Origin of the sequence: Pseudomonas sp. L7 (assembly GCF_046605565.1) — a bacterium.
Lineage (GTDB): Bacteria > Pseudomonadota > Gammaproteobacteria > Pseudomonadales > Pseudomonadaceae > Aquipseudomonas > Aquipseudomonas wayambapalatensis.
In genome coordinates this window covers 2,513,683-2,537,482 of sequence record NZ_CP176784.1, presented here as the reverse complement: position 1 = coordinate 2,537,482, position 23,800 = coordinate 2,513,683, and the positions used below count along the sequence as shown (strand labels likewise).

At 65.3% G+C, this 23,800-nt stretch carries 21 protein-coding genes and 1 pseudogene; 6 read left to right on the top strand and 16 right to left on the bottom strand.

Features of this window, described 5'->3' with window-relative positions; all coding sequences use genetic code 11:
- Positions 1–9 precede the first annotated feature (9 nt).
- From ACK3BK_RS11500 to ACK3BK_RS11490, 3 genes are all read left to right on the top strand, one after another.
- A complete protein-coding gene (locus ACK3BK_RS11500; protein ID WP_186709650.1) occupies positions 10–1,662 on the top strand; it encodes a nitrite/sulfite reductase in 1,653 nt (550 codons plus the stop codon).
- A complete protein-coding gene (locus ACK3BK_RS11495) occupies positions 1,646–2,140 on the top strand; it encodes a DUF934 domain-containing protein (RefSeq protein WP_411384334.1) in 495 nt (164 codons plus the stop codon). The genes ACK3BK_RS11500 and ACK3BK_RS11495 overlap by 17 nt, the downstream gene beginning before the upstream one ends.
- 125 nt (positions 2,141–2,265) lie before the next feature.
- On the top strand, positions 2,266–3,843 hold the full coding sequence (locus ACK3BK_RS11490) for a hypothetical protein (RefSeq protein ID WP_411384333.1): 1,578 nt from the start codon (positions 2,266–2,268) through the stop codon (positions 3,841–3,843).
- 63 nt (positions 3,844–3,906) lie between these two features.
- On the opposite strand, the gene ureG is transcribed toward ACK3BK_RS11490, so the two are convergent.
- The 8 genes from ureG to ACK3BK_RS11450 are packed head-to-tail and all read right to left on the bottom strand — an operon-like array spanning position 3,907 to position 9,454.
- Positions 3,907–4,530, bottom strand: a complete 624-nt coding sequence (gene ureG / locus ACK3BK_RS11485; RefSeq protein WP_186665077.1) for an urease accessory protein UreG — start codon at positions 4,528–4,530, stop codon at positions 3,907–3,909.
- An 11-nt stretch (positions 4,531–4,541) separates the two neighbouring features.
- On the bottom strand, positions 4,542–5,216 hold the full coding sequence (locus ACK3BK_RS11480; RefSeq protein WP_186665079.1) for an urease accessory protein UreF: 675 nt from the start codon (positions 5,214–5,216) through the stop codon (positions 4,542–4,544).
- On the bottom strand, positions 5,216–5,761 hold the full coding sequence (locus ACK3BK_RS11475) for a HupE/UreJ family protein (protein ID WP_063545045.1): 546 nt from the start codon (positions 5,759–5,761) through the stop codon (positions 5,216–5,218). Before ACK3BK_RS11475 ends, ACK3BK_RS11480 begins: the two co-directional genes overlap by 1 nt.
- A 30-nt stretch (positions 5,762–5,791) precedes the next feature.
- Entirely contained in the window at positions 5,792–6,259 is a 468-nt protein-coding gene (gene ureE, locus ACK3BK_RS11470; RefSeq protein WP_411384332.1) for an urease accessory protein UreE, read from the bottom strand.
- Positions 6,260–6,269: 10 nt separating this feature from the next.
- Positions 6,270–7,973, bottom strand: a complete 1,704-nt coding sequence (gene ureC / locus ACK3BK_RS11465) for an urease subunit alpha (RefSeq protein ID WP_288376756.1) — start codon at positions 7,971–7,973, stop codon at positions 6,270–6,272.
- Positions 7,970–8,287 (bottom strand): urease subunit beta, encoded by a 318-nt coding sequence (locus ACK3BK_RS11460; RefSeq protein ID WP_186665089.1) that lies wholly within the window; start codon positions 8,285–8,287, stop codon positions 7,970–7,972. Before ACK3BK_RS11460 ends, ureC begins: the two co-directional genes overlap by 4 nt.
- 19 nt (positions 8,288–8,306) lie before the next feature.
- A complete protein-coding gene (locus ACK3BK_RS11455) occupies positions 8,307–8,609 on the bottom strand; it encodes an urease subunit gamma (protein WP_186665091.1) in 303 nt (100 codons plus the stop codon).
- 11 nt (positions 8,610–8,620) lie between these two features.
- Positions 8,621–9,454: an urease accessory protein UreD gene (locus ACK3BK_RS11450; protein ID WP_288376759.1), complete on the bottom strand. Its 834-nt coding sequence runs from the start codon at positions 9,452–9,454 to the stop codon at positions 8,621–8,623.
- Positions 9,455–9,801: 347 nt separating this feature from the next.
- Here ACK3BK_RS11450 and ACK3BK_RS11445 point away from each other — a divergent pair, with 347 nt between their 5' ends.
- Together ACK3BK_RS11445 and ACK3BK_RS11440 are read left to right on the top strand one after the other, a co-directional pair.
- Positions 9,802–10,212 (top strand): DUF2946 family protein, encoded by a 411-nt coding sequence (locus tag ACK3BK_RS11445; protein WP_411384331.1) that lies wholly within the window; start codon positions 9,802–9,804, stop codon positions 10,210–10,212.
- 63 nt (positions 10,213–10,275) lie between these two features.
- The gene (locus ACK3BK_RS11440; protein ID WP_288376763.1) at positions 10,276–12,429 is read left to right on the top strand and encodes a TonB-dependent receptor; all 2,154 of its coding nucleotides are present in this window, start codon (positions 10,276–10,278) and stop codon (positions 12,427–12,429) included.
- Here the strand turns inward: ACK3BK_RS11440 and ACK3BK_RS11435 are convergent.
- From ACK3BK_RS11435 to ACK3BK_RS11415, 5 genes are read right to left on the bottom strand one after another with little or no spacing between them, the layout of a single operon-like run.
- Positions 12,426–13,637 (bottom strand): acyl-CoA dehydrogenase family protein, encoded by a 1,212-nt coding sequence (locus ACK3BK_RS11435; protein WP_411384330.1) that lies wholly within the window; start codon positions 13,635–13,637, stop codon positions 12,426–12,428. The two genes, ACK3BK_RS11440 and ACK3BK_RS11435, sit on opposite strands and share 4 nt — an antisense overlap.
- 10 nt (positions 13,638–13,647) lie before the next feature.
- On the bottom strand, positions 13,648–15,357 hold the full coding sequence (locus ACK3BK_RS11430) for a dipeptide ABC transporter ATP-binding protein (RefSeq protein WP_186719183.1): 1,710 nt from the start codon (positions 15,355–15,357) through the stop codon (positions 13,648–13,650).
- Entirely contained in the window at positions 15,354–16,217 is an 864-nt protein-coding gene (locus ACK3BK_RS11425) for an ABC transporter permease (RefSeq protein ID WP_411384329.1), read from the bottom strand. Before ACK3BK_RS11425 ends, ACK3BK_RS11430 begins: the two co-directional genes overlap by 4 nt.
- The gene (locus ACK3BK_RS11420) at positions 16,214–17,197 is read right to left on the bottom strand and encodes an ABC transporter permease (protein ID WP_186665105.1); all 984 of its coding nucleotides are present in this window, start codon (positions 17,195–17,197) and stop codon (positions 16,214–16,216) included. The genes ACK3BK_RS11425 and ACK3BK_RS11420 overlap by 4 nt, the downstream gene beginning before the upstream one ends.
- Positions 17,194–18,807: an ABC transporter substrate-binding protein gene (locus ACK3BK_RS11415; protein ID WP_411384469.1), complete on the bottom strand. Its 1,614-nt coding sequence runs from the start codon at positions 18,805–18,807 to the stop codon at positions 17,194–17,196. Before ACK3BK_RS11415 ends, ACK3BK_RS11420 begins: the two co-directional genes overlap by 4 nt.
- 275 nt (positions 18,808–19,082) lie before the next feature.
- Here ACK3BK_RS11415 and ACK3BK_RS11410 point away from each other — a divergent pair.
- Positions 19,083–19,693: pseudogene (locus tag ACK3BK_RS11410) on the top strand (LysE family translocator).
- A gap of 45 nt (positions 19,694–19,738) precedes the next feature.
- On the opposite strand, the gene ACK3BK_RS11405 reads toward ACK3BK_RS11410, so the two are convergent.
- From ACK3BK_RS11405 to ykgO, 3 genes are all read right to left on the bottom strand, one after another.
- On the bottom strand, positions 19,739–21,964 hold the full coding sequence (locus ACK3BK_RS11405; RefSeq protein WP_411384328.1) for a TonB-dependent siderophore receptor: 2,226 nt from the start codon (positions 21,962–21,964) through the stop codon (positions 19,739–19,741).
- Between the two features lie 300 nt (positions 21,965–22,264).
- Positions 22,265–23,479: a YeeE/YedE family protein gene (locus ACK3BK_RS11400; RefSeq protein WP_186665111.1), complete on the bottom strand. Its 1,215-nt coding sequence runs from the start codon at positions 23,477–23,479 to the stop codon at positions 22,265–22,267.
- A 102-nt stretch (positions 23,480–23,581) separates the two neighbouring features.
- Positions 23,582–23,728 carry a type B 50S ribosomal protein L36 gene (gene ykgO / locus ACK3BK_RS11395; protein WP_054890826.1) on the bottom strand — a complete coding sequence of 49 codons (147 nt, stop codon included), beginning with the start codon at positions 23,726–23,728 and terminating at the stop codon, positions 23,582–23,584.
- Positions 23,729–23,800: the final 72 nt, after the last annotated feature.

Below are 23,800 nucleotides of genomic sequence, written 5' to 3'. Positions count from 1 at the left end.
AGGACTTTTATGTACGTATACGACGAGTACGATCAGCGGATCATCGAGGACCGCGTCAAGCAGTTCCGTGATCAGACCCGCCGCTACCTGGCCGGTGAGCTGAGCGAAGAAGAATTCCGCCCTCTGCGCCTGCAGAACGGCCTCTACATCCAACGTTTCGCGCCGATGCTGCGTGTCGCCGTGCCTTACGGCCAGCTGAACGCCGGCCAGGTCCGCATGCTGGCGAAGATCGCCCGTGACTACGACAAGGGCTACGCCCACATCTCCACCCGCCAGAACGTGCAGTACAACTGGCCGGCGCTGGAAGACGTCCCGGACATCCTGGCCGAACTCGCCACCGTGCAGATGCACGCGATCCAGACCAGCGGCAACTGCCTGCGCAACGTCACCACCGACCAGTTCGCCGGTGTCGCCGCCGATGAGCTGATCGACCCGCGCCCCTGGTGCGAGATCGTCCGCCAGTGGACCACCTTCCACCCGGAATTCGCCTACCTGCCGCGCAAGTTCAAGATCGCCGTCAACGGCTCGAAGGACGACCGCGCCGCCATCGAAGTGCACGACATCGGCCTGGAGCCGGTGCACAACGAAGCCGGCGAGCTGGGCTTCCGCGTCCTGGTCGGCGGCGGCCTGGGCCGTACCCCGGTGATCGGTGCGTTCATCAACGAGTTCCTGCCCTGGCAGGACCTGCTCAGCTACCTGGACGCCATCCTGCGCGTGTACAACCGTTACGGCCGCCGTGACAACAAGTACAAGGCGCGGATCAAGATCCTGGTCAAGGCCCTTACCCCGGAAGTGTTCGCCGAAAAGGTCGAAGCCGAGATGGCTCACCTGCGCGGCGGCAGCACCACCCTGACCGAAGCCGAGCTGCAACGCGTCGCACGTCACTTCGTCGACCCCGAGTACCTCGCGCTGGAAAACGTCGACTACAGCGCCCTGGACCAGGAAAACCCTGGCTTCGCCCGCTGGCGTTCGCGCAACACCCGCGCCCACAAGAAGCCGGGTTATGTCGCAGTCACCCTGTCGCTCAAGCCCACCGGCGTAGCCCCAGGCGACTTGACCGACAAGCAGCTCGATGCCGTCGCCGACCTGGCCGACCGCTACAGCTTCGGCCACCTGCGCACCTCCCACGAGCAGAACATCATCCTCGCCGACGTCGAGCAGCGTCAGCTGCACGCGCTCTGGCTGGAACTGCGTGAAAGTGGTTTTGCCACGCCGAACATCGGCCTGCTGACCGACATCATCTGCTGCCCGGGTGGCGACTTCTGCTCCCTGGCCAACGCCAAGTCGATCCCGATCGCCGAATCCATCCAGCGCCGCTTCGACGACCTGGACTACCTGTTCGACATCGGCGAGCTCGACCTGAACATCTCCGGCTGCATGAACGCCTGCGGCCACCACCACGTGGGCCACATCGGCATCCTCGGCGTGGACAAGAAAGGCGAGGAGTTCTACCAGGTGTCGTTGGGCGGCAACGCCGCGCGCGATGCGACCCTTGGCAAGATCCTCGGCCCCTCCTTCGCCCAGGACGACATGGCTGACGTGATCGAGAAGCTGATCAACGTGTACGTCGAGCAGCGCAACGAAGACGAGCGCTTCATCGACACCTACCAGCGTATCGGCATCGACCCATTCAAGGAACGCGTCTATGCAGCGAATCATTAAGAACAACCAGCTCGTCGACGAAACCTGGCACCTGCTGCCCAAGGAAACCTCGTTCGACGAACTGACCAACTGCGACGACTACATCGTTCCGCTGCAGCTGTGGCGTGAACATGCCCATGCCCTCAAGGCCCGCGACGGTGGTCTGGGCGTGTGGCTGGACAGCGACGAAGAAGCCGAGGAAATCGGCGAGGACGTCCAGCACTTCCAGGTCATCGCCCTGAACTTCCCGGCGTTCACCGACGGGCGCAACTACTCCAATGCGCGCCTGCTGCGTGACCGCTACCAGTACAAGGGCGAACTGCGCGCCATCGGCGACGTCCTGCGCGACCAGTTGTTCTACATGGCCCGCTGTGGTTTCGACGCCTTCGCGATCCGTGCCGACAAGGACCCGCAAGACGCGCTGCAGAGCCTGAAGGACTTCTCGGTCACCTACCAGGGTGCCACCGACGAGCCGCTGCCGCTGTTCCGCCGCCGCTGATCGCCGCCTGCTGTAACGAACGGCCCGCCTTCTGGCGGGCCGTTTCGTTTGCGGGATTTTCTAATGTTGGGTGCTGGCCTGCCGATATCACTGACGTACCCGCACCTCAATTCGGCAGGACGCTAATGAATCCGATAACAGCAGCACAGCGCCTGGCCCCGGTCCTGACTGCCCCGCAACCAGATCCGACCAGCGCCAGCAACCCGACCGGCATCGCCAGTGTCTCGGCAGTCCCGAGCACCAGTGTGATTCTCGGCCAGAACAACACCATCAGCGATTCCGAGACCTACTCGCGCCAGGGGCTGCTGCCAGGCCAGGTCCGCTATGTCTGGGAAAACGACAGCCAGGACAAGCTCGCCACCACACTGCAGACAGCCTTCCAGTCGTCCAGCAGCGCAGGCCGCTTCAAAGGCATTGGTGCGGCCTTGATCGAGCAGCTTGCACAGAACGGCGGCAAGAACATCTCGCAGTCGGTGTTCGCCTTCAGCGACGACTCTCCGATCGACCCTGGCGTGTTCAAGCTGCAGCAGCAGCGCCTGCGCGAGAATCCCGACAGCGGCGTCACCTTCAGCCTGACCACCGCTTCCGGCGCGACCATCCGCTTGTCGCTGGCCAGTGGCGAGAAGGGCCTGGCGGTGAGCGCCGAAGTCGAAGGCGGCTCGCTCAGCGCCGAAGAACTCAAGGGCCTGGGCAACCTCGCCGACGCCTTCCAATCCACCATCGACGGCCTCAACGAGGTGCCACCCCAGCTCAAGCTCGGCGCACTGGTCAAGCTCGATCCGAAGCTGTTCAGCGCCTTGCAGATGAGCAGCAAGTTCCAATCCCTGAGCGGCGAGCAGACCTTCTCCCTGAGCCTCGATGACAAGGCGCGCAGCCTCAGCCTGCAGGGCCCTTCCGGCCAGGTGCAACTGAGTCTGGACACCCAGGACGCCGAGCTGCTGGGCAAGTCGGCGCAGCGCAAGGCGGCGATCGACAACTACCTGGCCCAGTTCGACGCCGCCCAGCGCCGCGGTCGTGGCGACGAGAACCTGATGAACCTGTTCAAGACCGCGTTCACCCAGCTCAACAGCATCGACGACAATCGCCAACCTGCGGTGCAAAGCCCATCCGCCCTGAACGACAAGGACCGTGCCCTGCTCAGCGGCCTGGCCGACTTCAGCGCATCGATCAGCGAAACCACACGCAGAAGCAACCCGATGCGCCAGGACGAAACCGACAGTTTCACCTTCAGCGCCTCGCAGAGCACCACGGTCAAGAGCCGTGGCATGCAGGACCGCTCGGTGGAGCAGAACCAGCAGAGCAAGCTCACTGCCTCGTTCCACCGCGGCCTCAATCCGTTGACCAACCTGATACTGGGCAGCGACCGCGAGTCGCAGAACTACAGCTACCACCTGATCGACGACCAGGCCAGCAGCACCACCCGCCTGGCCTATGACAAAGGCCAACTGGTTGAGGCCAGCGCGACCCAACAGGCGAGCCAGAAAGAGCGGATCCTCACCTATGTCGATGGCGACCTGAAAAGCGACGTGACCACGCCCAAGGCCGTGACCCAGTCGCGCAACGTGCTGAGCTTGCTCAAGGATGCGTTCGAGCAGGACCGCATCGCCCAACGCGATCGCGGTGTGTCGCTGCTCGAGGGGCTGCTGCAATCGCAGCGCAGCCGCTGGTTGCTGCAGGCCGATCCTTCGAAGATCGCGGCCTGACGAAGGACCTGTGGGCGCGGCAAACCGCCGCTGCCACAGGGCCGAGTAAAGCTCAGAGAAGGCTTACCCCCTCACCCCCAACATCCCGCGATCGACGATGAAATCGATCACCGCCTGCAACCCCTCCCCCTTCTTCAGGTTGCTGAACGTCCAGGGCCGCTCGGGACGCATGCGGTTGGTGTCGCGCTCCATCACCTCCAGCGACGCACCGACATAAGGTGCAAGGTCGGTCTTGTTGATCACCAGGAAATCCGACTTGGTGATGCCCGGCCCGCCCTTGCGCGGGATCTTCTCGCCTTCGGCGACGTCGATCACATAGATGGTCAGGTCGGCCAACTCCGGGCTGAACGTGGCACTGAGGTTGTCGCCACCGCTCTCCACGAAGATCACCTCCAGGTTGCCGAACTTGCGCGCCAACGCCTCGACCGCCGCCAGGTTCATCGAGGCATCCTCGCGGATTGCGGTGTGCGGGCAGCCGCCAGTCTCGACGCCGACGATGCGCTCAGGCTCCAGAGCACCGGCCTCGGTGAGGATGCGCTGGTCCTCCTTGGTGTAGATGTCGTTGGTCACCACGGCGATGTGGTAATGGTCACGCATGGCCTTGCACAGGGCCTCGAGCAGCGCGGTCTTGCCGGAGCCGACCGGGCCGCCGACACCGACGCGCAGGGGTTGCTGATAGCTTTGCATGTTGGCAATCCTCAGGAACGGAACAAACGGGTGTATTGGGTTTCGTGGCGTGACGAGGCAATGGCCAGCAGCGGCAGGCCGCCGCCCAGTTCGTCATCCTCCAGGGTCAGGGCCTGGTCGAGCACGGCGGGCAGCTCGGCGCCCAAGTCGCGCAGCAAGGTCTGGGCCGCCTGTTGGCCGAAAGGCACCAGCTTGACCCCGGCCATGACGGCGCCTTCCAGCCAGGCGAAGCCATGACCAAGGGCCAGGTCGCGCAGCGGAATCGACCAATGCGCGCCCAGCCAGGCCATGCCGCCGAGCTGGGAGAGTTCGATGCTCTCACGCCAGGCTGGCGCCTGGGCCAGTTGCCAGCCATCGAGCAGCCGCGCCAGGGCGCTACCTCGCTGGCGTTCTTCCAGCCGCAGCTCAGCCGTCTCGCGGTTGGCCAGCAGAAACTGGGTCCAGCGTGCGAAGGCCTCGGCATCATCGCCCTGGCATGCCCGGTAGAGGCGCGCCAGCAATGGCCAGTCAAGACAACCCAGGGTGTCGTGCAACTGCTCACGCTGCCAGGCACAAAAGCCGGCCGTGTCACGCACCCAGCCCGCCTCGACGGCCCACTCCAGGCCTTGCGAATAGGTGAAGCCACCCACCGGCAGGCCCGGGCTTGCCAGTTGCAGCAGGCGCAACAGCGCCAGGTCGCTGCTCATCAGCCGGCCAGCACGAACGCGGCACCGGCCAGCAAGCCGCCACCGAACAGCTTCTGCAGCTTGCTGTGGCGACGCAGCAGGCAGCCCACGCCGAACCCGACCACCAGCAGCAGCGCACTGACGGTGACGAAGCCTGCGCTGAACATCCAGAACGCGCTGGGCGTTGCTTCAACGCCGTGGGCCCAGCCATGGAACAGGGCGAACACCGGCATGGCCAGGGCCAGCAGTACCTGGCGATTAGGCAGCAGCATGGCGCAGGCGGCCACCACCAGTGAGATGGAGATCATGGTCTCGACACCGACCAGGTCGCCGAACAGATGCCCCAGCACCGCGCCGCCGAACATCGCCGAAAGCGTGGCCAGGGGCAAGCTCAGGTTGCGTCGGGTCAGTGCGGCCAGCACGCCGGTACCCAGCAGCATGAGCAGATGGTCCAGGCCCGTCAGCGGGTGCAGCAAACCGTCCTGCAGCGGGTTGTTGTCGTGGCCGGGGTGAGCGAAGGCTGGCAAGGCGATCATCAGTAAAGCGAGGGCAAGGGCTTTTTTCATTGTGTGCTCCAAGGCAGTTCGGAAGGTGGTTTACAGGCGAACGAAGGGATGATTGTGGGCGTGGCCGTGGGGGGCACTCTGGTAGGCGCCAGCCTCCGGCTCGAACGGCGCCTGCTCGATCAGCACCTCAAGGCCCAGGCCGCGCACCATTTCGTCCAGCACATGATCATGCTGGTAGCGCAAAAGGCCGGCCTCGATCTGCAACGGCACATGGCGATTGCCCAGGTGGTAGGCCGCACGCGCCAGCAACAACGGATCGGCGCAGCGCACCGTGGAAACGCGCTCCGGTGCCGCCAGCACCTGCACCACGTGCAGGCCATCGGCATCGGCGAGCGTTTCGCCACCGCGCAGCAGGTGGCCGCGTTCGAGCATCAGACCGGCTTCGCGGCCATCGTCGAGGGTCACGCGCAGGCGGCTCTTGATTCGGCTGTCCACATCCAGGGTGACAGTGCCGCTGACCGAGGCAGCCTCGGCGACACGGCGGGTCAGGACAATCATGCTTGCTCCTTCAGAACAGGAAATAACGCTGGGCCAGTGGCAGTTCGCTGGCCGGTTCGCACACCAGCAACTCGCCATCGGCGCGCACCTGGTAAGTCTGGGCATCGACCTCGATCAACGGCTGCAGGCCGTTGTGCACCATGTCGGCCTTGCGTACCCGGCGACAGCCGCGGGTGACCCCGATCAGGCTGCGCAGCCCCAGTTCCTCGGCCAGCCCACGGTCCATGGCGGCCTGGGGCAGGAAGGTCATGCGCGTGGCGTGGCGCGCCGCACCGAAGCTTGCGTACATTGGGCGGTAATGCACCGGCTGCGGGGTCGGGATCGAGCCGTTGATATCGCCCATGGGCGCCGTGACGATCAAACCGGCCTTGATCACCGCCGACGGCTTGACACCGAAGAACGCGGGCGACCAGACCACCAGGTCGGCCAGCTTGCCCACCTCCACCGAGCCGACCTCATGGGCGATGCCATGGCTCAGCGCCGGATTGATGGTGTACTTGGCGATGTAGCGCTTGACCCGGAAGTTGTCGCTGTAGCTGCTGTCCGGCGCCAGGGGGCCGCGGCGCACCTTCATCTGGTGAGCCACCTGCCAGGTCCGCAGCACCACTTCGCCGACCCGGCCCATGGCCTGGGAATCGGACGAGGTCATGGAGAACGCCCCCATGTCGTGGAGGATGTCCTCGGCGGCGATGGTCTCGCGGCGGATGCGCGACTCGGCGAAGGCCACGTCTTCGGCAATGCTCGGGTCCAGGTGGTGGCAGACCATGAGCATGTCCAGGTGCTCATCCACGGTATTGATGGTGTAGGGCAACGTCGGGTTGGTCGAGGACGGCAGCACGTTGGCCTGCCCTGCCGCGCGAATGATATCCGGTGCATGCCCCCCACCAGCCCCCTCGGTATGGAAGGTGTGGATGGTGCGATCGCCAATCGCTGCCAGCGTGTCCTCGATGCAGCCGGATTCGTTGAGCGTATCGCTGTGGATCGCGACCTGGATGTCCATCTCTTCGGCCACGCTCATGCAGCAATCAATGGCCGCCGGCGTCGAGCCCCAGTCTTCGTGCAGCTTCATGCCCATGGCACCGGCCGCGATCTGCTCGCGCAGCGGCTCGGGTTTGGAGACGTTGCCCTTGCCGAGAAAGCCGATATTGATCGGCAAGCTGTCGGCAGCCTGGAGCATGCGCGCCAGATACCAAGGCCCCGGCGTACAAGTAGTGGCGTTGGTGCCGGTCGCAGGACCGGTACCACCACCGATGAAGGTGGTGACGCCGCTGGTCAGCGCTTCATCGACCTGCTGCGGGGAAATGAAATGGATGTGTGTATCGATGCCACCTGCGGTGACGATCTTGCCCTCGGCAGCGATCACTTCCGTCGCCGCGCCAACCGGGATGGTGACGCCGGGTTGCACGTCTGGGTTGCCAGCCTTGCCAATGGCGACGATACGCCCCCCGCGCACGCCGATGTCGGCCTTGACGATCCCCCAGTGATCGATGATCAGTGCGTTGGTCAGCACCAGGTCCACGGCTTCGGCGGCCAGCATCTGGCCCTGCCCCATGCCATCGCGGATGACCTTGCCACCACCGAACTTGACTTCCTCGCCATAGATCGTGAAGTCCTTCTCCACTTCGACCCACAGCGCCGTATCGGCCAGGCGCACGCGGTCGCCGACGGTGGGGCCGAACATGTCGGCGTAGGCCCGACGGGAAATACGGCTCATGCCTTGTCCTCCAGCGCGCCCATCACCTTACCCTGGAAGCCATAGACTTCGCGCTTGCCGGCGTAGGCCACCAACTGCACGGTACGTGACTGGCCAGGCTCGAAACGCACGGCGGTGCCGGCGGGAATGTCCAGGCGAAAGCCTCGGGTCGGCTCGCGCTCGAACACCAGCGCGTCGTTGGCTTCGTAGAAGTGGTAGTGCGAGCCGACCTGCACCGGGCGGTCGCCATGATTGGCAACGCTGACGCTGACCGTTTCGCGGCCGACATTGAGCTCGATGTCGCCTGGGGCGACCTGGATTTCTCCGGGAATCATGAATGCCTCCTGGGCAGCGTCAGACGATAGGTTCGTGGACCGTCACAAGCTTGGTGCCATCGGGGAAGGTCGCTTCCACCTGGACGTCCGGGATCAGCTCAGGCACACCGTCCATGACCTGGTCACGGCTGAGCACCTCGCGGCCCAGGCTCATCAGCTCGGCCACCGTGCGGCCGTCCCGCGCGCCCTCCATCACCGCAGCGCTGATCAGCGCCACCGCTTCGGGGTAGTTGAGCTTCAGTCCACGTGCCAGGCGGCGCTCGGCAACCAGCGCGGCGGTGAACAGCAGCAGTTTGTCTTTCTCTCTCGGGGTCAGCTCCATGGGAGGCTCTCTCAGGTGGCCCAGATGCGCGGCGGGCTCGGCGCCAGGCCCAGTACGGCCGGGCGCAACAGATGCCAGAGGCGCTGCAGGGTGCGTTGCACGTGTTGGTTGTCGTTATCGAGCAGGCGAATCACCAGCAACGGCCCGAGCAGGGTCGCGCCAGCCGGGGTTTCCACGTCGTCGAGCAGCTGGCGTACCTGCTCGAGCAGGGCCGTATCGGCAGGTGCGGCGCAGAACGTCGCGACCAGCGGATAACCGCCGAGTTTTTCCAGGTGCCCGCCTTCTATGCGCAGGCGCTCGTGGAGCCCCGGGTCGTCCGGCAGCTCGACGCGCAGTCGGCTGTCGAGGGCGCCATGATCGAAGCGCTCGCTCATCACCGGACGCCCCAGGCACAGGGTTTCCCAGGCCAGCAGGCGGGCGCCGGGTTCGAGGGTGAAACGGCTGTCGAGCCGGGCGCGGGCGCCATCGAAGAAGATGCTGTCGTGGGGCAGCCACTCCAGCGTGCTGTCGGCCGCCAGGTGAAAGCGCTGCGCCAGGTGCGCGGTCGGGCCGATGCTGCGGTAGAACTTGCTCGCGCCAGGCATGGTCAGCAGCGCGTGGCTGCCAGGTTCCAGGTGGATATCGAGCTCGAGCCGGTCACCGGCGACGACGCCACCTGGGGGATGAAGGATGTAGACATGGCACGGCGCGCCTTCGGGATAAAAAGGGCGCTGCACCAAAAGAGGGCCAAAATGCTTTCGTGCACCAAGACGAGTCGTATCCCCGCGTTTGACGAAGCGCAATTGCAGGTGTGCACTCCAGCCGGAATCGCTCCCAGGTTGTTCGATTTGTTGCGCGGACGACATCCTGCAGCCCCTGAAATCCGTGGTGTTGCTCATTTTTGGCTGATCTGTCGCGTTTACCTACGATGGGGTACGCAATGACCGCTTGTCTGAAACTGCTGAACTGATATAGCAGGTTGCGGGCCAACTACGCAGATGAACGAAGATGAAATTCTTCGGCCTGCGCTCCGGGATAGGGCGGCACGCACAACTGGAGAGCGGGTGTGAGCCCGGTTTCGGTGCTCATGGGCATCGGGTCTGTGCCAGATACTGCGATAAAGGGCAGCGCGAATTTCGCCAGACGACGTTGCGACAATCGACCACACCACGACCGCCACCCTCCCCGCCATCCGAATGGTAGATTCGCGGGCATGAAAACCACCCGTCGGACACGTTCGCTGACCGCCTGGACGCTCTATGCCAGCGTGCTGTTCAGCCTGTTGCTCTGTGGCCTGCACCACGGCCAGATGAGCGGCCTGCGTCTGTCGGGCCTGGACGGTGGTTTCTGCGCCCTCGACAGTACCGGCAAAGGCCCGGCCATCGACCTGGGCGACAGCAGCAGCGACCAGCACATGGCCCAGCTCGATTGCCCGGTGTGCTCCTCCTTTGCGCTGGCCGTGCCACTGAGTGGCAGTCTCTGGTCATTCCCTGCGGCGCATGGCGGGCAACCCTCGCCGATCATCGTGCGCAGCTGGGCGCAGCCGCCCCCACGCTATCTGCGCCCCGCCATCCCGCCCCGCGCCTCCCCGTCCGACCTCCCCGCAGCAGCGACCTTCGTCTGACCCCAGGCGGGCACGCCCGTGCCCGTGGGTCAGCCATGACCTTTGCGTGGAAATCACTACAACATGATCCGCAACACTTCTCTGGTGCTCCTGATGGGCGCCACCTGCACCTGTGCCTGGGCCGACGTCGCCCCCGTGCAACTCGACGCCACCACCATCGACGCCGAACAGCAGTCGCCCTCTGGCGTGCAACTGGATGAACCGATTCGCACCGGCTCGCGCCTGGGCCTCACGGCACGGCAGACACCGGCTTCGGTCAGCGTCTCGGACCGCCGGGTGATCGAGCAGCGTGACGCCAAGGACAGTCAGGACGTGATCAACGCCATGACCGGCGTCAATGCCTCGGCCAACCCCGGCTACGGCGGCTTCGTCGCCTACAGAGGCTTCACCCAGAACCAGGTGACCCAGCTCTACAACGGCATCAACTTGGGCTACAGCAGCGCCACCCGCCCGGTGGATGCGTGGGTGCTGGATCGGGTCGAACTGATCGGCGGCCCGTCGTCGTTCCTGCATGGCGCCGGCGCCGTGGGGGGCTCGATCAACTACATCACCAAGCTCGCCAGCCGCGACGCGCAAACCCTCGATGGGCGCATCCGCTACGGCAGCTACGACGACTCGGAAGTCGCCTTCGGCATCAACCAGGCCCTGGCCGAGAACCCCGCCGATGCCCGCCACTTCGCACGCCTGGACTTCAGCCACAGCCAGGGCAATGGCTACATTGACCGCAACCAGCGCAACACCGACAGCCTGGCCTTCTCGTTGCTCAGCGACCTCTCGCCCAACCTCACCCACACCTTGGCGCTGGAGTACCAGGAAGACAAAGAGGACAGCCCCTACTGGGGCTCGCCCATCCTGCCGGGGCGCAGCACCCTGAAGATCGACAAGAGCCGCCGCTTCGAAAACTACAACGTCGCCGACGGGCGCTACGAGCAGCGTGTACGCTGGCTGCGTTCGATCCTCGATTACCAGGTGAGCGACACTACCAGCGTGCAGAACACCCTCTACCACTACAATGCCCAGCGTGATTACCGCAACCTCGAAGGCTACCGCTACAACAGCGACGGCAACGTGGTGCGCTCCAGCCCCTACCTGCAACGCCACCAGCAGAGCGTGATCGGCGATCGTGTCGAGCTGCGCCACGACAACAGCCTGTTCGGCCTGAGCAGCCAGTGGTCGCTGGGGCTGGACTGGTCGAGCATGCACCAGACTCTGTACCCGACCTCGGGCAGCTACAGCGACGTGGTCGATCCGGATCACTTCGATCCCGGCAGTTTCTACGACATTCCCGGCGTCAATCGCGGCCTGACCAAACAGCGACGCAACGAGGTGCTCAACCGCGCGCTGTTCGCCGAGAATCGCCTGGAACTGACCGACCGCCTGGCGCTGCTGACGGCCCTGCGCTACGACTACCTGGACATGCAGGTCACCAACTACGGCCCGGTCAGCCCCAGTTCGCCGGCCTATTTCGAGCGCCGCTGGGAGCCACTGTCCGGGCGCATCGGCCTGACCTACGAGCTGACCCCGACAGCCAGCGTCTACCTGCAGTACAGCAACTCCGCCGACCTGCCGGCCGGCTCGCTGGCATCGGCCACCTATTCCAACGTCGGGTTGTTCGACCTGTCCAAGGGCGAGCAGTGGGAGGCCGGTAGCAAGTTCGACTTCCTCGACGGACGCGGCGCCGCCACCGTGGCGGTCTACCAGATCGTGCGCAAGGATTTCGCGGTGCGTGACTCCAACGACCCCAACCTGACGGTCCAGGCGGGTCAGCAGACCTCGCGCGGTATCGAGCTGTCCGGGCGCCTGCAGGTCACGCCCAGGCTGTTGGCCGAGGCCAACTACGCCTATGTCGATGCCCGTTACGATGAGTTCAACGAGGCGGTAGGTGGTGTGTCGGTGTCACGCAAGGGCAATGCGCCGGTGAACGTGCCAGCCAATGTCGCCAACCTGTGGCTGACCTATGCCTTCACCCGTGACTGGTCGGCCGGCGTGGATGCCCGCTACGTCGATTCGGTCTACGCCGACAACGCCAACAGCCTCAAGGCCCCCGCCTACACCCTGTTCGGAGCCTTCGCCCGCTATCGCCTGGACGAGCACACCACCCTCACCGGCCGTGTACGCAACCTGACCGATGAGGTGTATGCCAAGCAGGCCTATGGGCAGCAGTACTACATGGGCGCACCGCGTACCTTCGAGGTGGCGATGGATGTGAAGTTCTAGAACAATCCGGACACCGGTGGGCGGGTACCCTTGAGCTGCCAGGCACCCACCACCGCCGCCTTCCACTGCCGTGGATTGTGGTTGGCCACGGTGCGGGCGTTGCGCCAATGGCGGTCGAGATTGTGCGCACGCCCGGTGGTCGACGCGCCTCCCACGTCGAACACTGTCTCGGCCGCCTTGAGCGCAAGCTCCGCCACCAGGTACTGGGCCTGCGCGACTTCGAGCGCGGCCTGCTCCACCGCCGCCTCGTCCGACTGCGCCGCCCAGGCCCGGTCGATCGTGGCGGCCGCCTTCAGCACCAGCGCCTCGGCGCCATAGGCGCGCGCCGCGATATCGCCCACGCTCAGTTCAACATAGGGGTCATCCACCGAACGACTGGCTGTACTGTGCTTGATCGGCCGGGCATGCTCGCGGGCGAAACGGGTGGCGTCGTCCAGCGCATTGCGGGCGATCCCGGCCAGCACGGTGCCCAGGAACAGTTGCAGGAACGGCGTCACCAGCGTGCGCTTGCCCTCCTCCACGGTACGCGTGCGCAGTTCGCGCGCCTCCACCCGTACATTGCGCAGGTGCGTGGTGCCGCTGGCGGTCAGGCGCTGGCCCATGGCATCGAAATCATCGACCAGCTCCAGGCCGTCGCGGTCACGCGGAAGGATGAACGACACCGGTTGCTCGTCCTCATCCAGCGCCACCGCGCTGACATAGTCGGCGAACAGCGCCCCGGTGCTGTAGAACTTGCTGCCATGGGCGCGATAGTGGTCACCCTCGCGGACCAGCCGCGCAGCGATGGCACCATTGGCGCCGCCCAGTTCCCAGCCTGCATTGCCGATCACCGCACCTTGCAGGTAGCGCGCAAACCAGCGCTCGCGCTCCTGTTCGGCATCGTCTGCGCCCGACACCAGCAGACCCTCGACAAAGGCGAAACCCGGGCGCAGGGCCTGGGCAACGTTGGAGTCGGCCGAGGCGATCTTCAGCAGCAACTCGATGACATCGCTCACCGTGCCACCGGGCCCACCATAACGGGTCGGAATGCGCACGGTGTAGAGCCCGGCCGCAGCCAGCCGGGCGATGGCTTCGAACGGCAACTGGCGCTCACGCTCGCGCTCGGCCGCACCGGCGGCGATGTCTGGCAGCAGCGCATCGATGCGCGCCTTCAAGGCCTCCACAGTGGCGGCCGGCGCCTGGGAGGGGAAACGTTGGAAGGTGGTCATGGGGCAATCCTTAAATGGCGATTTTCCAGAGGCGTGATTCATCGAACAGGTCGAAGGCTTCGTGTTCCAGGTCCAGCGGCGGCACCACCAGCTCGGCGCCGCTGCCCGGCAGGCGCGGCACCGAGCCGAGCAGGCGGCGGGTGTATTCGTGGGCAGGCTGCTCGAACAACTGCTCGACCGGCGCATGCTCGACCACCTGGCCATGGCGCATCACCAGCACGTCATCGCTGACATGGCGAATCACCCCCAAGTCATGGGAGATGAACAGATAGGCCAGACCCAACGCATCCTGCAGGTCGGCCAGCAGGTCGAGCACCTGGGCTTGCACCGATACATCCAACGCCGACACAGGCTCGTCGCAGATGATCAGCTTCGGCTCACTGGCGATGGCGCGGGCGATCGCCACACGCTGGCGCTGGCCGCCGGAGAGCTGCAACGGCCGGCGGCTGGCCAGGCTGGCCGGCAGGCGCACTTGCTCGAGCAGCACCTGGATACGCGCCGGGCGCGCGGCGGCCTCGACGCCCGCCACCTGCAAGGCGTCGTCAAGGATCTGCGCCACGGTCCAGCGCGGATCGAACGAACCCAGCGGGTCCTGGTAGATCACGCTGATCTGCTGGCGTAGCGGGCGGCGGCGGGCTTCGCTTACGGCATCGTTCGGGCGGTTCCATGGCTGGCCGCGATACAGCACCTCGCCCTGGTCCGGTTGCAGCAGCCCGAGGGCAATGCGCGCGACCGTGGTCTTGCCCGAGCCGGACTCACCGACGATGCCCAGGGTACGCCCGGCACGCAGGGTGAAGTCCACGCCCTGCACCACCTGGCGCACCACCCCGTCAGGGCCGGTGTAGCGCTTGCCCAGGCCTCGGGCCTGCAGCAGCACCTCGCCAGGCACGGCGCTACGCGGTACACGCTCGCCCGCACGCGTTGGCGAGAGGCGGCTGCCACGCGGATGCTCCGCCGGCACCGCGGCCAACAGCGCCTGGGTATAGGGGTGCTGTGGATGACGCAGCACCTGCTGCATCGGCCCCTGCTCCACCACCTCGCCATGGCGCAGCACCACCACCTCATCGGCCAGTTGCGCGACCACCGCCAGGTCATGACTGATGATCAGCAACGATGCACCCCGCGCCTTGATCTGCTGGAACACCTCAAGAATCTGCGCCTGGACCGTGGCATCGAGCGCAGTGGTGGGTTCATCGGCGATCACCAGCGCCGGTTCCAGTGCCAGCGCACTGGCGATCAGCGCTCGCTGGCGCAGCCCCCCAGAAAGCTGGCCTGGCCGCTGCCGCGCACGCAACGCCACGTCCGGCACCCCGACCCGTTCGAGCAGCGTCAGTACGCGCGCAGCGCGCTGCGCCCGATCTCCATAGCCATGGGTCTGCAACACCTCGAGGATTTCCTTGCCCACGGGCCGCAGCGGGTCGAGCGACACCAACGCATCCTGCAGCACGAAGCCGATATCCTTGCCACGCACCGCACGCCATTGACGCTCGCTCAGGGCCAGCAGGTCGCGACCGGCAAAGCCCAAGGTGCGCGCGGTCACCTCGCCACGCGCGCCCACCAGCCCAACCAGGCTGCGGGCGCTGACGCTCTTGCCCGAGCCAGACTCCCCCACCAGGGCCACACAGCGACCCGGCGCCAGGGTAAAGGACAGTTCGCGCACCACACTGCGGCCTTCGAACGTCACGTTCAGGCCATCGACGATCAAGGTCTTGTCGCTCATGGCAGGCGGCCCTCCAGGCGGTGTTGAAGGTAGCGTCCGGCCGCGGTGGTCGCCAACGTGGTGAGCACGATGAACAGGCCGGGGAAAAAGGTCAGCCACCAGGCGCTGGCAATGAAATCACGGCCCATCGACAGCATGGTGCCCCACTCAGGCGCCGGTGGTCGGGCACCAAGCCCCAGGAAACTCAGGGCAGATGCCCAGACGATGGCTTGACCGACGCCCATGGTCAGGGTCACCACCAGCGGGCGCATGGTATTGGGCAATAACTGACGCAGGACAATGCGTGCGGTCGGGTGCCCCAGCGCCCGTGCCGCTTCGATATAGCCCGAATTGCGTACCGCCAGCACCTGGCCACGGACCATCCGCGCATAGCCAGGCGCCCCACCCAGCCCGGTGGCGATGATCAGCGGACCGACACCGCTGCCGAACACCGCCACGAACAGCAGCGCCAGCACCAGGCTGGGAAAGGCGAACAGCACCTCCAGCAGCCAGCCCACGCCACGGTCCACCCGCGCCCCGCCCAATCCGCCGAGCAGCCCGAGGCTGACGGCGATGGCCATCGACAGCAAGGTTGCCGCCACACCGATCAGCAGGCTCTGACGCGCGCCGTGGACGATACGCGCGAAGATGTCGCGCCCCGACTGGTCGGTGCCCAGCCAGTGCGTCCAGCTCGGCGCCTGGAACGCCTCGCGCGGCACGATCGCCAGCGGGTCGATGCGGGTGAACAGCCCAGGCGCCAGCGCCGCCAGCAGCAGCGCGAGCAGGAACAGGATCGCCAGGCTCGCCCCCAGCGGCGGCCACTGCAAGCGACGTTGTCGACGCAGCGGCGCCTGGCTGTGTTCCAGAATAAGGTCGCTCATGCGCTCGCCTCCTGTTGGCGTGGGTCGATCCATTGGTAGAGCAGGTCCACGAGAATGTTGGCCAGCACGTAGGCTGCAGCCACCACCAGGGTGATGCCGATCACCAGCGGCAGATCCTGCAGTTGCACCGCCTGGTACAACTGACGGCCCACCCCCTTGCGCGAGAAGATCACTTCGCACACCACCGCCCCGCTGATCAGCGCACCGATGGCCCAGCCCGACAGTGACACCCCCGGCAGCAGGGCGTGGCGCAGGGCATGCCGGAAGCGCACGGCCAGGTCGCTCAGGCCACGGCTGCGGGCGCTGAGAATGAAGGGCTGATCAAGAGTCAGCTCGAGTGATTCACGGGTCACCTGGGCGATGAATCCTGCCAACGGAATGGCCAGGGAGAATGCCGGCAGCACGAGGCTTGCGAGGCTGTCGCTGCCCGCCGGCGGGAACCAGCGCAAGCCGAAGGCGAACACCGCCAGCAGCACCACCCCCAGCCAGAAGTGCGGCAAGGCGGCGCTGAGGGTTTCGGCCAGCGAGGCCAGCCCGCCGATGAGCCGGCCACGGCCGGCGGTGACCACCGTCAACAGCAGCACCAGCAACCAGGCCAGCACCAGCGCGGCGAACGTCAGCTCGAGGGTTGCCCCGGCCTGTTCGGCCAGCACTCGGGTCACGGGCTGGTGCTGGGAGTAGGACTGGCCCAGGTCGCCCTGCACCAGACGCCCGAGATACAGCACGTATTGCACCGGTAGCGGTTTGTCCAGGCCGTACTCGCGCCGGGTCGCCTCGATGGCTTCCGGCGTCGGGTTGCCGGTGGTGCCGCCAAGAATCGCCAGCACCGGGTCGCCCGGCATCAGGCGCAGGGCGAAGAAGGTCAGGGTCGCCACCGCCCACAGCACCAGCAGGCCGCCGCCCAGGCGAATGGCGGCGCGGCGTGCGAGCGCACCCAGGCGCTCGCGACGGGGATCGGTCAGGGTCGTCGGGTCGCTCATTTGCTCACCCATGCGTCATAGAGGTAGGTCACCGCCAACGAGGGCTCCAGGCGCACGCCGTGGGCCGTCTTGTAGAGGCCCAGCCGCGTGCTCTGTGGGTAGGTGGTCAATTGCAGGTACTGGCTGGCGGCCTGTTGCTGGGCCTTGAGGTACAGCGCCCGACGGCGCTCCGGATCCTGCGTGGCCAGGGCGTCGTCGAGCAGCGCGTCGAAGCCCGGATCGGCAAAGCCCGAGGAGTTCTGGTGATAGCCGCCGACACCTGCCGGCTGGACGAACGCCGAGCCAAAGATGATGCGCAGCACATCCGGGGTGTTGGTGTTCCAGTAACCGGTGCGGATGTCGTAGTCCCAGGCGGCCTGGCGCGCGGTGACCTGGGCGTCGCTCATCTGATCGATCACCAGTTCCAGGCCAGCCTGGCGGGTGGTGGCCTGCACCTGCTCCCAGAGGGTCAGTTCCGAAGGCGGTGTACGCGCGCCGATCAGCACCACCGCGCTCAGGCGCTTGCCATTGCGGGTGCGGTAACCCTGCGCATCACGCGCGGTCCAGCCGGCGGCGTCGAGCAATCGGGCGGCGCGCTGCGGATCGTAGTCCTGGCTGCGCTCGAAATCGCCGCTGTAGAACGGCGTGGCCACGCTGAGCGGGCCACCGGCTCGCGGAAACTCGCCGAAGTACACGCTCTTGAGCGCGCCTTCGATATCGGCACTGCGTACGAAGGCTTCACGCACGCGGATATCGTCGAACGGCGCCCGGCGCAGGTTGAAGGTGCCGTTGGTGGGGTTGCCGGGGCGCTGGGCGATGATCAGCTCGACATCCGGATTGCGCCGCGCAGCCTCGTGCGACTCGGGTGGCACGCTCTCGATCACGTCGACCTCACCGGCCTGCAGCGAGGCGAAACGCACCGAAGGCTCCTGGATGAACTTCCACACGATGCGCTCAAGATACGCCGGGCCCTGGTGCCTGGCGGTCGGAGGCGCCCAGTTGTAGTCGGGGTTGCGCACCAGTTCGACCTGGTTCTGCCGGTCCCAGCGCACCACCTTGAACGGCCCGCTGCCCACCGGGCTTTCACAGTTCTCGTCACGGCTGCGCTTGAGCGCGGTGGGCGACTGGATGCCGAGAAAACCTTGGGCGAGCACTTCGAGGAAGGCGGCGTAAGGCGTGGCCAGGTGCACCACGGCGGTGTATTCGTCGACGATATCGGTGCCGCGATACTGGCGGATATAGCCGCCCGCGGTGCTGGACTGGGTCTTGGGGTCGGCCATGTGGTCGAGATTGGCCTTGACCGCCTGGGCATTGAACGGCGTGCCATCGGTGAAATGCACGTCGCGGCGCAGGTGGAAGGTGTAGCTCAGGCCGTCGGCGGACACCTGCCAACGCTCGGCCAGCCAAGGGCCGATACGGCCGTCGCTGTCCATCGACACCAGCGAGTCGAGGTACTGCTGGGCCACGAACAATTGCGGCATGTCACCCGCCACATGCGGGTCCAGGCAGGTGGGCTCACGGTCGGTGGCATAGACCAAGGTTCCGCCGTGCAGCGGCTGGTCGCTGCGCGTCGTGACCTGCTCGGCACGCTCGCAGCCAGCCAGGGCCAGCACGGCACAGAGCGGGATCAAGGGGAAGTTGAGTCGGTTCAAGGGCGCTCCTGCGGATGACTGGGCATGCAGGGGCTTTTGCAGGAGTTGTGCCGGGTTTCAACCCACTGATTTTGCTGGAGTTTGCCAAATATGCGGTGATCGATGGCGGGCAAAGTGTGCGCAGGGTGTTGGCACGCCAACAGTTGAGCGTCCAGATCATACCCATGCCTAAGGACAAGCGGCCCTATACTTCGCACTCACAGGGCCGCTTGCGCGCAGCGGGCCCGCCGCCCCTTCCCCTACAAGGCGTTCTCATGGCACTCGACACCTGGCTCATCTACCTGCTGGCAAGCATCGGCCTGTCTCTGACCCCGGGTCCCAACAGTTTGCTTGCCCTGACTCATGGCGCCCGCTACGGCGCGCGGCGAACGCTGTTCACCATCCTCGGCGGCATGTGTGGTTTCAGCGCCCTGATCGCCCTGGCGATGTTCGGGCTGAGCGCACTGCTGCAAACGTCCGGCTCCGTGCTGCAAGTGCTCAAATGGGTCGGCGGCGCCTACCTACTGTGGCTCGGCATCCAGCTCTGGCGTGCCCCCCCCTGCACCTGGACCTGGCCCAGGGCCAGACCCGGCTGGGAAATGCCGGTTTGTTCCGCCAGGGTTTGCTGTCGGCGCTGTCCAACCCGAAAGTGCTGCTGTTCTACGGCGCCTTTTTGCCACAGTTCATCGACCCGCAACGCGGCCTGGCCCTGCAGTTCATCGTGATGGCGGCGACGTTCGCCTGCGTGGAATGCCTGGTCGAATACCTGCTGGCACGCCTGGCCGGTCGCATCAGGCCGTGGTTGGCCAAGGGCGGCAAGGGGTTCAACCGCTGCTGCGGCGCGCTGTTCGCGATGATTGCGGTGGCGCTGCCGCTGGGGCGCTGAACCTGGCCTGCGAGCGCTTGCACGTCGCAGGCCAGGCGCGGGACGCTACAACGACCAGTCCAGGCTGACCATCAGGGTGCGCGGTTCGCCGTTATAGACGCCGTTGTAGAACCCCAGGTTGTTGTAATAGTGCTCGTCGAACAGGTTCTTCACGTTCACCGATGCCGACAGGTGTTCGTCGATCTGGTAGCGGGCCATCAGCCCGACCACCGAGAACGCCCGCTGGCTCATGCGGTCTCTGGCGGTGATGATGCCACCCGATGCATTGCGCCCCACTGGGCGGTTACCCACACCAAAGGTGTGGCTCTGCCAGTCGAGGGTGCCGCCCACGGTCAGTTTTGGCAGCACCTTGTAGGTGCTGGAGAAACGCACCAGGTTCATCGGTCGGGCAGTGTCCTTGCGCGTCTTGTCGCCGCGCAGGGCGTGGGTGTAGCTGTAGCCCAGGCTCATCTGCCAGTCCGTCATCACCTCGCCTGCCAACTCGGCCTCGAAGCCCTCGACCACCGCCCCCTTGCCACCGGACTTGTAGTACTGCTCGCCGTTGGGGCCTGGCGGCACCGAGTCGTCGACCTCCGCAACGTTGTCCTGCTTGCTGCGGTACACCGCGGCGCTGAGGTTGGCCCGGTCCTCGAACAGGCTGCCCTTCAGGCCCAGCTCGTAGACCTTGCCCACGACCGGGTCCAGGTACTTGTCGCTGATGTCCTTGTTGGTCTGCGGGTTGAAGATGTCGGTATAGCTGACATAGACGGTGAATTGCTCATTGAGGTCGTAGAGCACACCGGCATAGGGCGTCCACTGGTCGTTCTGGGTCTGCTCGCTGCGGGAGATGTCGCTGACCGCCAGGTTGTCATCGTAGCTCCAGGACTTGCTGGTGGTCTTCCAGCTGCCGTAGCGGCTGCCGAGTACCAGGTGCAGGCGATCGGTAGGGTTGAGCCGGGTGGCGATGTAGCCGGCCTTCTGCTCGATGCGCGAGCGCGATTCATCCAGGCCAGTCTTGCGATCGTAGAACTTGGAAATACCGCCCATGTATTTCCAGTCGGGAATGATCGCGTAGCCCTGCGGATCGTTGCGGCCGGTGTAGTACGGCGAGCTGTCGCGTCGCTCGGAAACCCCGTAGCCGATCATGAAATCGTGGGTACGACCCAGCAACTGATAGGGGCCTGCAAGGTTGAAGTCCACGGCATCCATCTGCTCCTCTCCGGAGAAATGGCTGCTCCAGGCCTTCATGCCGCTGCGGTCGGCCTCGGGGAAGCCGTTGCCGCCATAGTACACCTTGCCGTCGCTGTCGCTTTGCCGATGGGTGTAGGCCGCCTTGAGCAGCCAGTCGTTGCCCAGTTGCTGGTCGAGCGTGGCGAACACCGTCTGGTCCTTCAGTGGCCAGGACGACCAGGGCGCCGCCAGGTTGGTCGAGCGTGGCAGGTTGGCCTTGCTGCCATCGGCGTTCCAGTAGGGCACGGTGCCCCAGCTGGAGCCCTGGACATGCTTGTTCTGGTAGTCGTAGCCGACCGCCAGCACCGTGCTGTCGGTGAGGTCGGCCTCGAGGATGCCGTAGGCCACCTCACGCTGAGTCTGGTAGTGGTCCATGTACGATTTGTTGTCGCGATAGGCCAGCACCGTGCGCCCACGCAGGCGCCCGTCCCAATCCAAAGGGCCGCCAACGTCCACGTAGCTGTAGTAGTTGTCGAAACTGCCGGCACTGATGCCGGTCTTCACCGCCAGCTCATGGGACGGGCGCTTGCGTACCATGGCGATGGTGCCGGAGGGATCACCCGCGCCGGTGGTCAGGCCGGTAGCGCCACGCACCACCTCGATACGGTCGTAGATGATGGTGTCGGAGTCGGACTTGAGCCCCGAGAAGGTGTTGAGCATCCCATCGATCTGGAAGTTGTTGATCGAGTAGCCGCGCGCATAGTACGTCGGTCGCTCGGAGTCGTAGCGCTGGACGGTCACGCCAGTGACGTGGCCCAGCGCTTCGGACAAGGTGTCGAGCTGGAAGTCGTCCAGTTGCTGGCGGGTCAGCACCGAGACCGATTGCGGGGTTTCCTTGATCGACAGGTTCAGGCGCGTGGCGGCGCTCATGCTGCCGGTGGTGTAGGAGCCGGTGTGCTCGGTGGTGCTGCCCAGGCCCTGGGCGAGGATTTCGGTGGAGCCGAGCTCCAGTACGCCTTCCTCGGAACGCTTTTCGCGCTCTTCGGCCACCCCTGCCGGGCTGATGACGGTGGCGCACAGACCCAAGGTGAGAGTCATGCTACGGCTGATGGGCGCGAACATCGCTGCCTTCTCCTTGTTCGATTCGATGAAAGTCCTGGATACCGGTTGGCCGGCATTCACATGAAAACGAATCTCGGATGAGAATCGTTATCGAATTGTCATCAAAACGAAAACAGAAGATCAGCAGGCGGGGTTCAGTGCCTGAAGCGGACGCACGCGATCGTCATTAATCGAGAAAGTAAATCTATATTTATCAGTAACATAAGAAACATACATGAAGTCATTTATAGAAAAACCTCATGTAGTTTCTCACCATTTCACAGGCGCTGATCGCTTACGCCTCAGCGCCCTGAAAGCACCTCAGCAACCGGTCAGGGTTGCTGCTCGTCGCTCGCCAGCGAAGAACAGCGGGCGCAGTCGCACACCGATCAGGTTGCCGGCGTAGGCCGCCACCAACCACAGCCAGCCATGCACGCTGCCCGAGGCGATGCCGCTGAAATAGGCGCCGATGTTGCAGCCATAGGCCAGACGCGAACCGTACCCCAGCAGCAGGCCACCAATCACCGCGGCGATCAGCGAGCGCATCGGGATCTTCAGGCTCGGCGCGAAGCGTCCCGCCAGACCGGCAGCGAGCAAGGCGCCCAGCACGATCCCCAGGTCCATCACCGTGGTGATGTCCTGCCACAGCGGTGCAGCCAAGGCCTTGGCGTTGGCCGGCGACTGCCAGAACACCCAACTGCCCACGTCCACGCCCAGCCCGCTCAAAGTCTTGGCACCCCACAAGGCGAAGGCCGAGGTGATACCCCAGGGGCGTCCGGCCAGCGCCAGGGTGGCGTAGTTGAGCAACGCCAGCGCGATTGCGCCCCACAGCAGTGGCCAGGGCCCACGCAGGAAACGGCGCAGGCCTTGATGCTCGCTGCTCACGGGCGCTTCCAGCGCGCCGTGGCGACGCTTCTCCAGCACCACGCTGACCCAGGCGATCACCGCGAACAGGGCGAGGCTGGCCACCAGCGCAGGCCCCATGCCCCACGCCTGGACGATCGAGGTGGCCGGAAATGAAGGCAGGGCGAACCACCAATCGGCATGGTGGGTCGCGGTGACCGAGCCGATGATGAAGAACAGCAGCGTCACCAGCATCCGCGCATTGCCGCCCCCGACAGTGAACAGCGTGCCCGAGGCACAACCGCCGCCCAGTTGCATGCCGATACCGAAGATGAACGCGCCGAACACCACCGACACCCCGGCAGGGGCCACAAGGCCGGTGACAGGGCTGCCGAACAAGCTGCCCGCCGACAGCGCCGGGAAGAACAGCAGGACCGCCAGCGCCAACATGACCATCTGCGCCCGCAAGCCCGCGCCACGGCGTTCATTGATGAACACCCGCCAGGCCGAGGTAAAGCCAAAGGCGGCATGGTAGAGGGTCAGGCCCAGCGCCGCGCCGACCAGCAGCAACAGCACCTGCTTGAAACCGGCATTGAGGTTGAGGAACCAGGCGCCTGCCAGCAGCAGGGCCAGGGCAATCAGCGGCGCGCCAAGGCGGCGCGGCTCAGGTGTGACGGTAGCGGAAAAACCCATTGAAATACTCGGATAACAGTCGAACGGGCGGCGAGTATACCGCCGCACATTCGCGGATGGGAGCAACCGTCTTGCTCACACCCTTGAAAACAGGCCTGCCGCTCAACCGCGCTTCTTCTTCACTCCACCTTGGCGCGCCTTGAAACGCGGGTTCGACTTGCAGATGACATACAGGCGGCCGCGGCGCTTGACCACCTGACAGTCGCGGTGGCGCAGTTTGGCGTGCTTGAGGGATGACAAGACTTGCATGGCGATGCTCCGATACGACGATTGATAATGTAATAACATTACATTAACGAGAATCATTAGCGATTGGCAAGC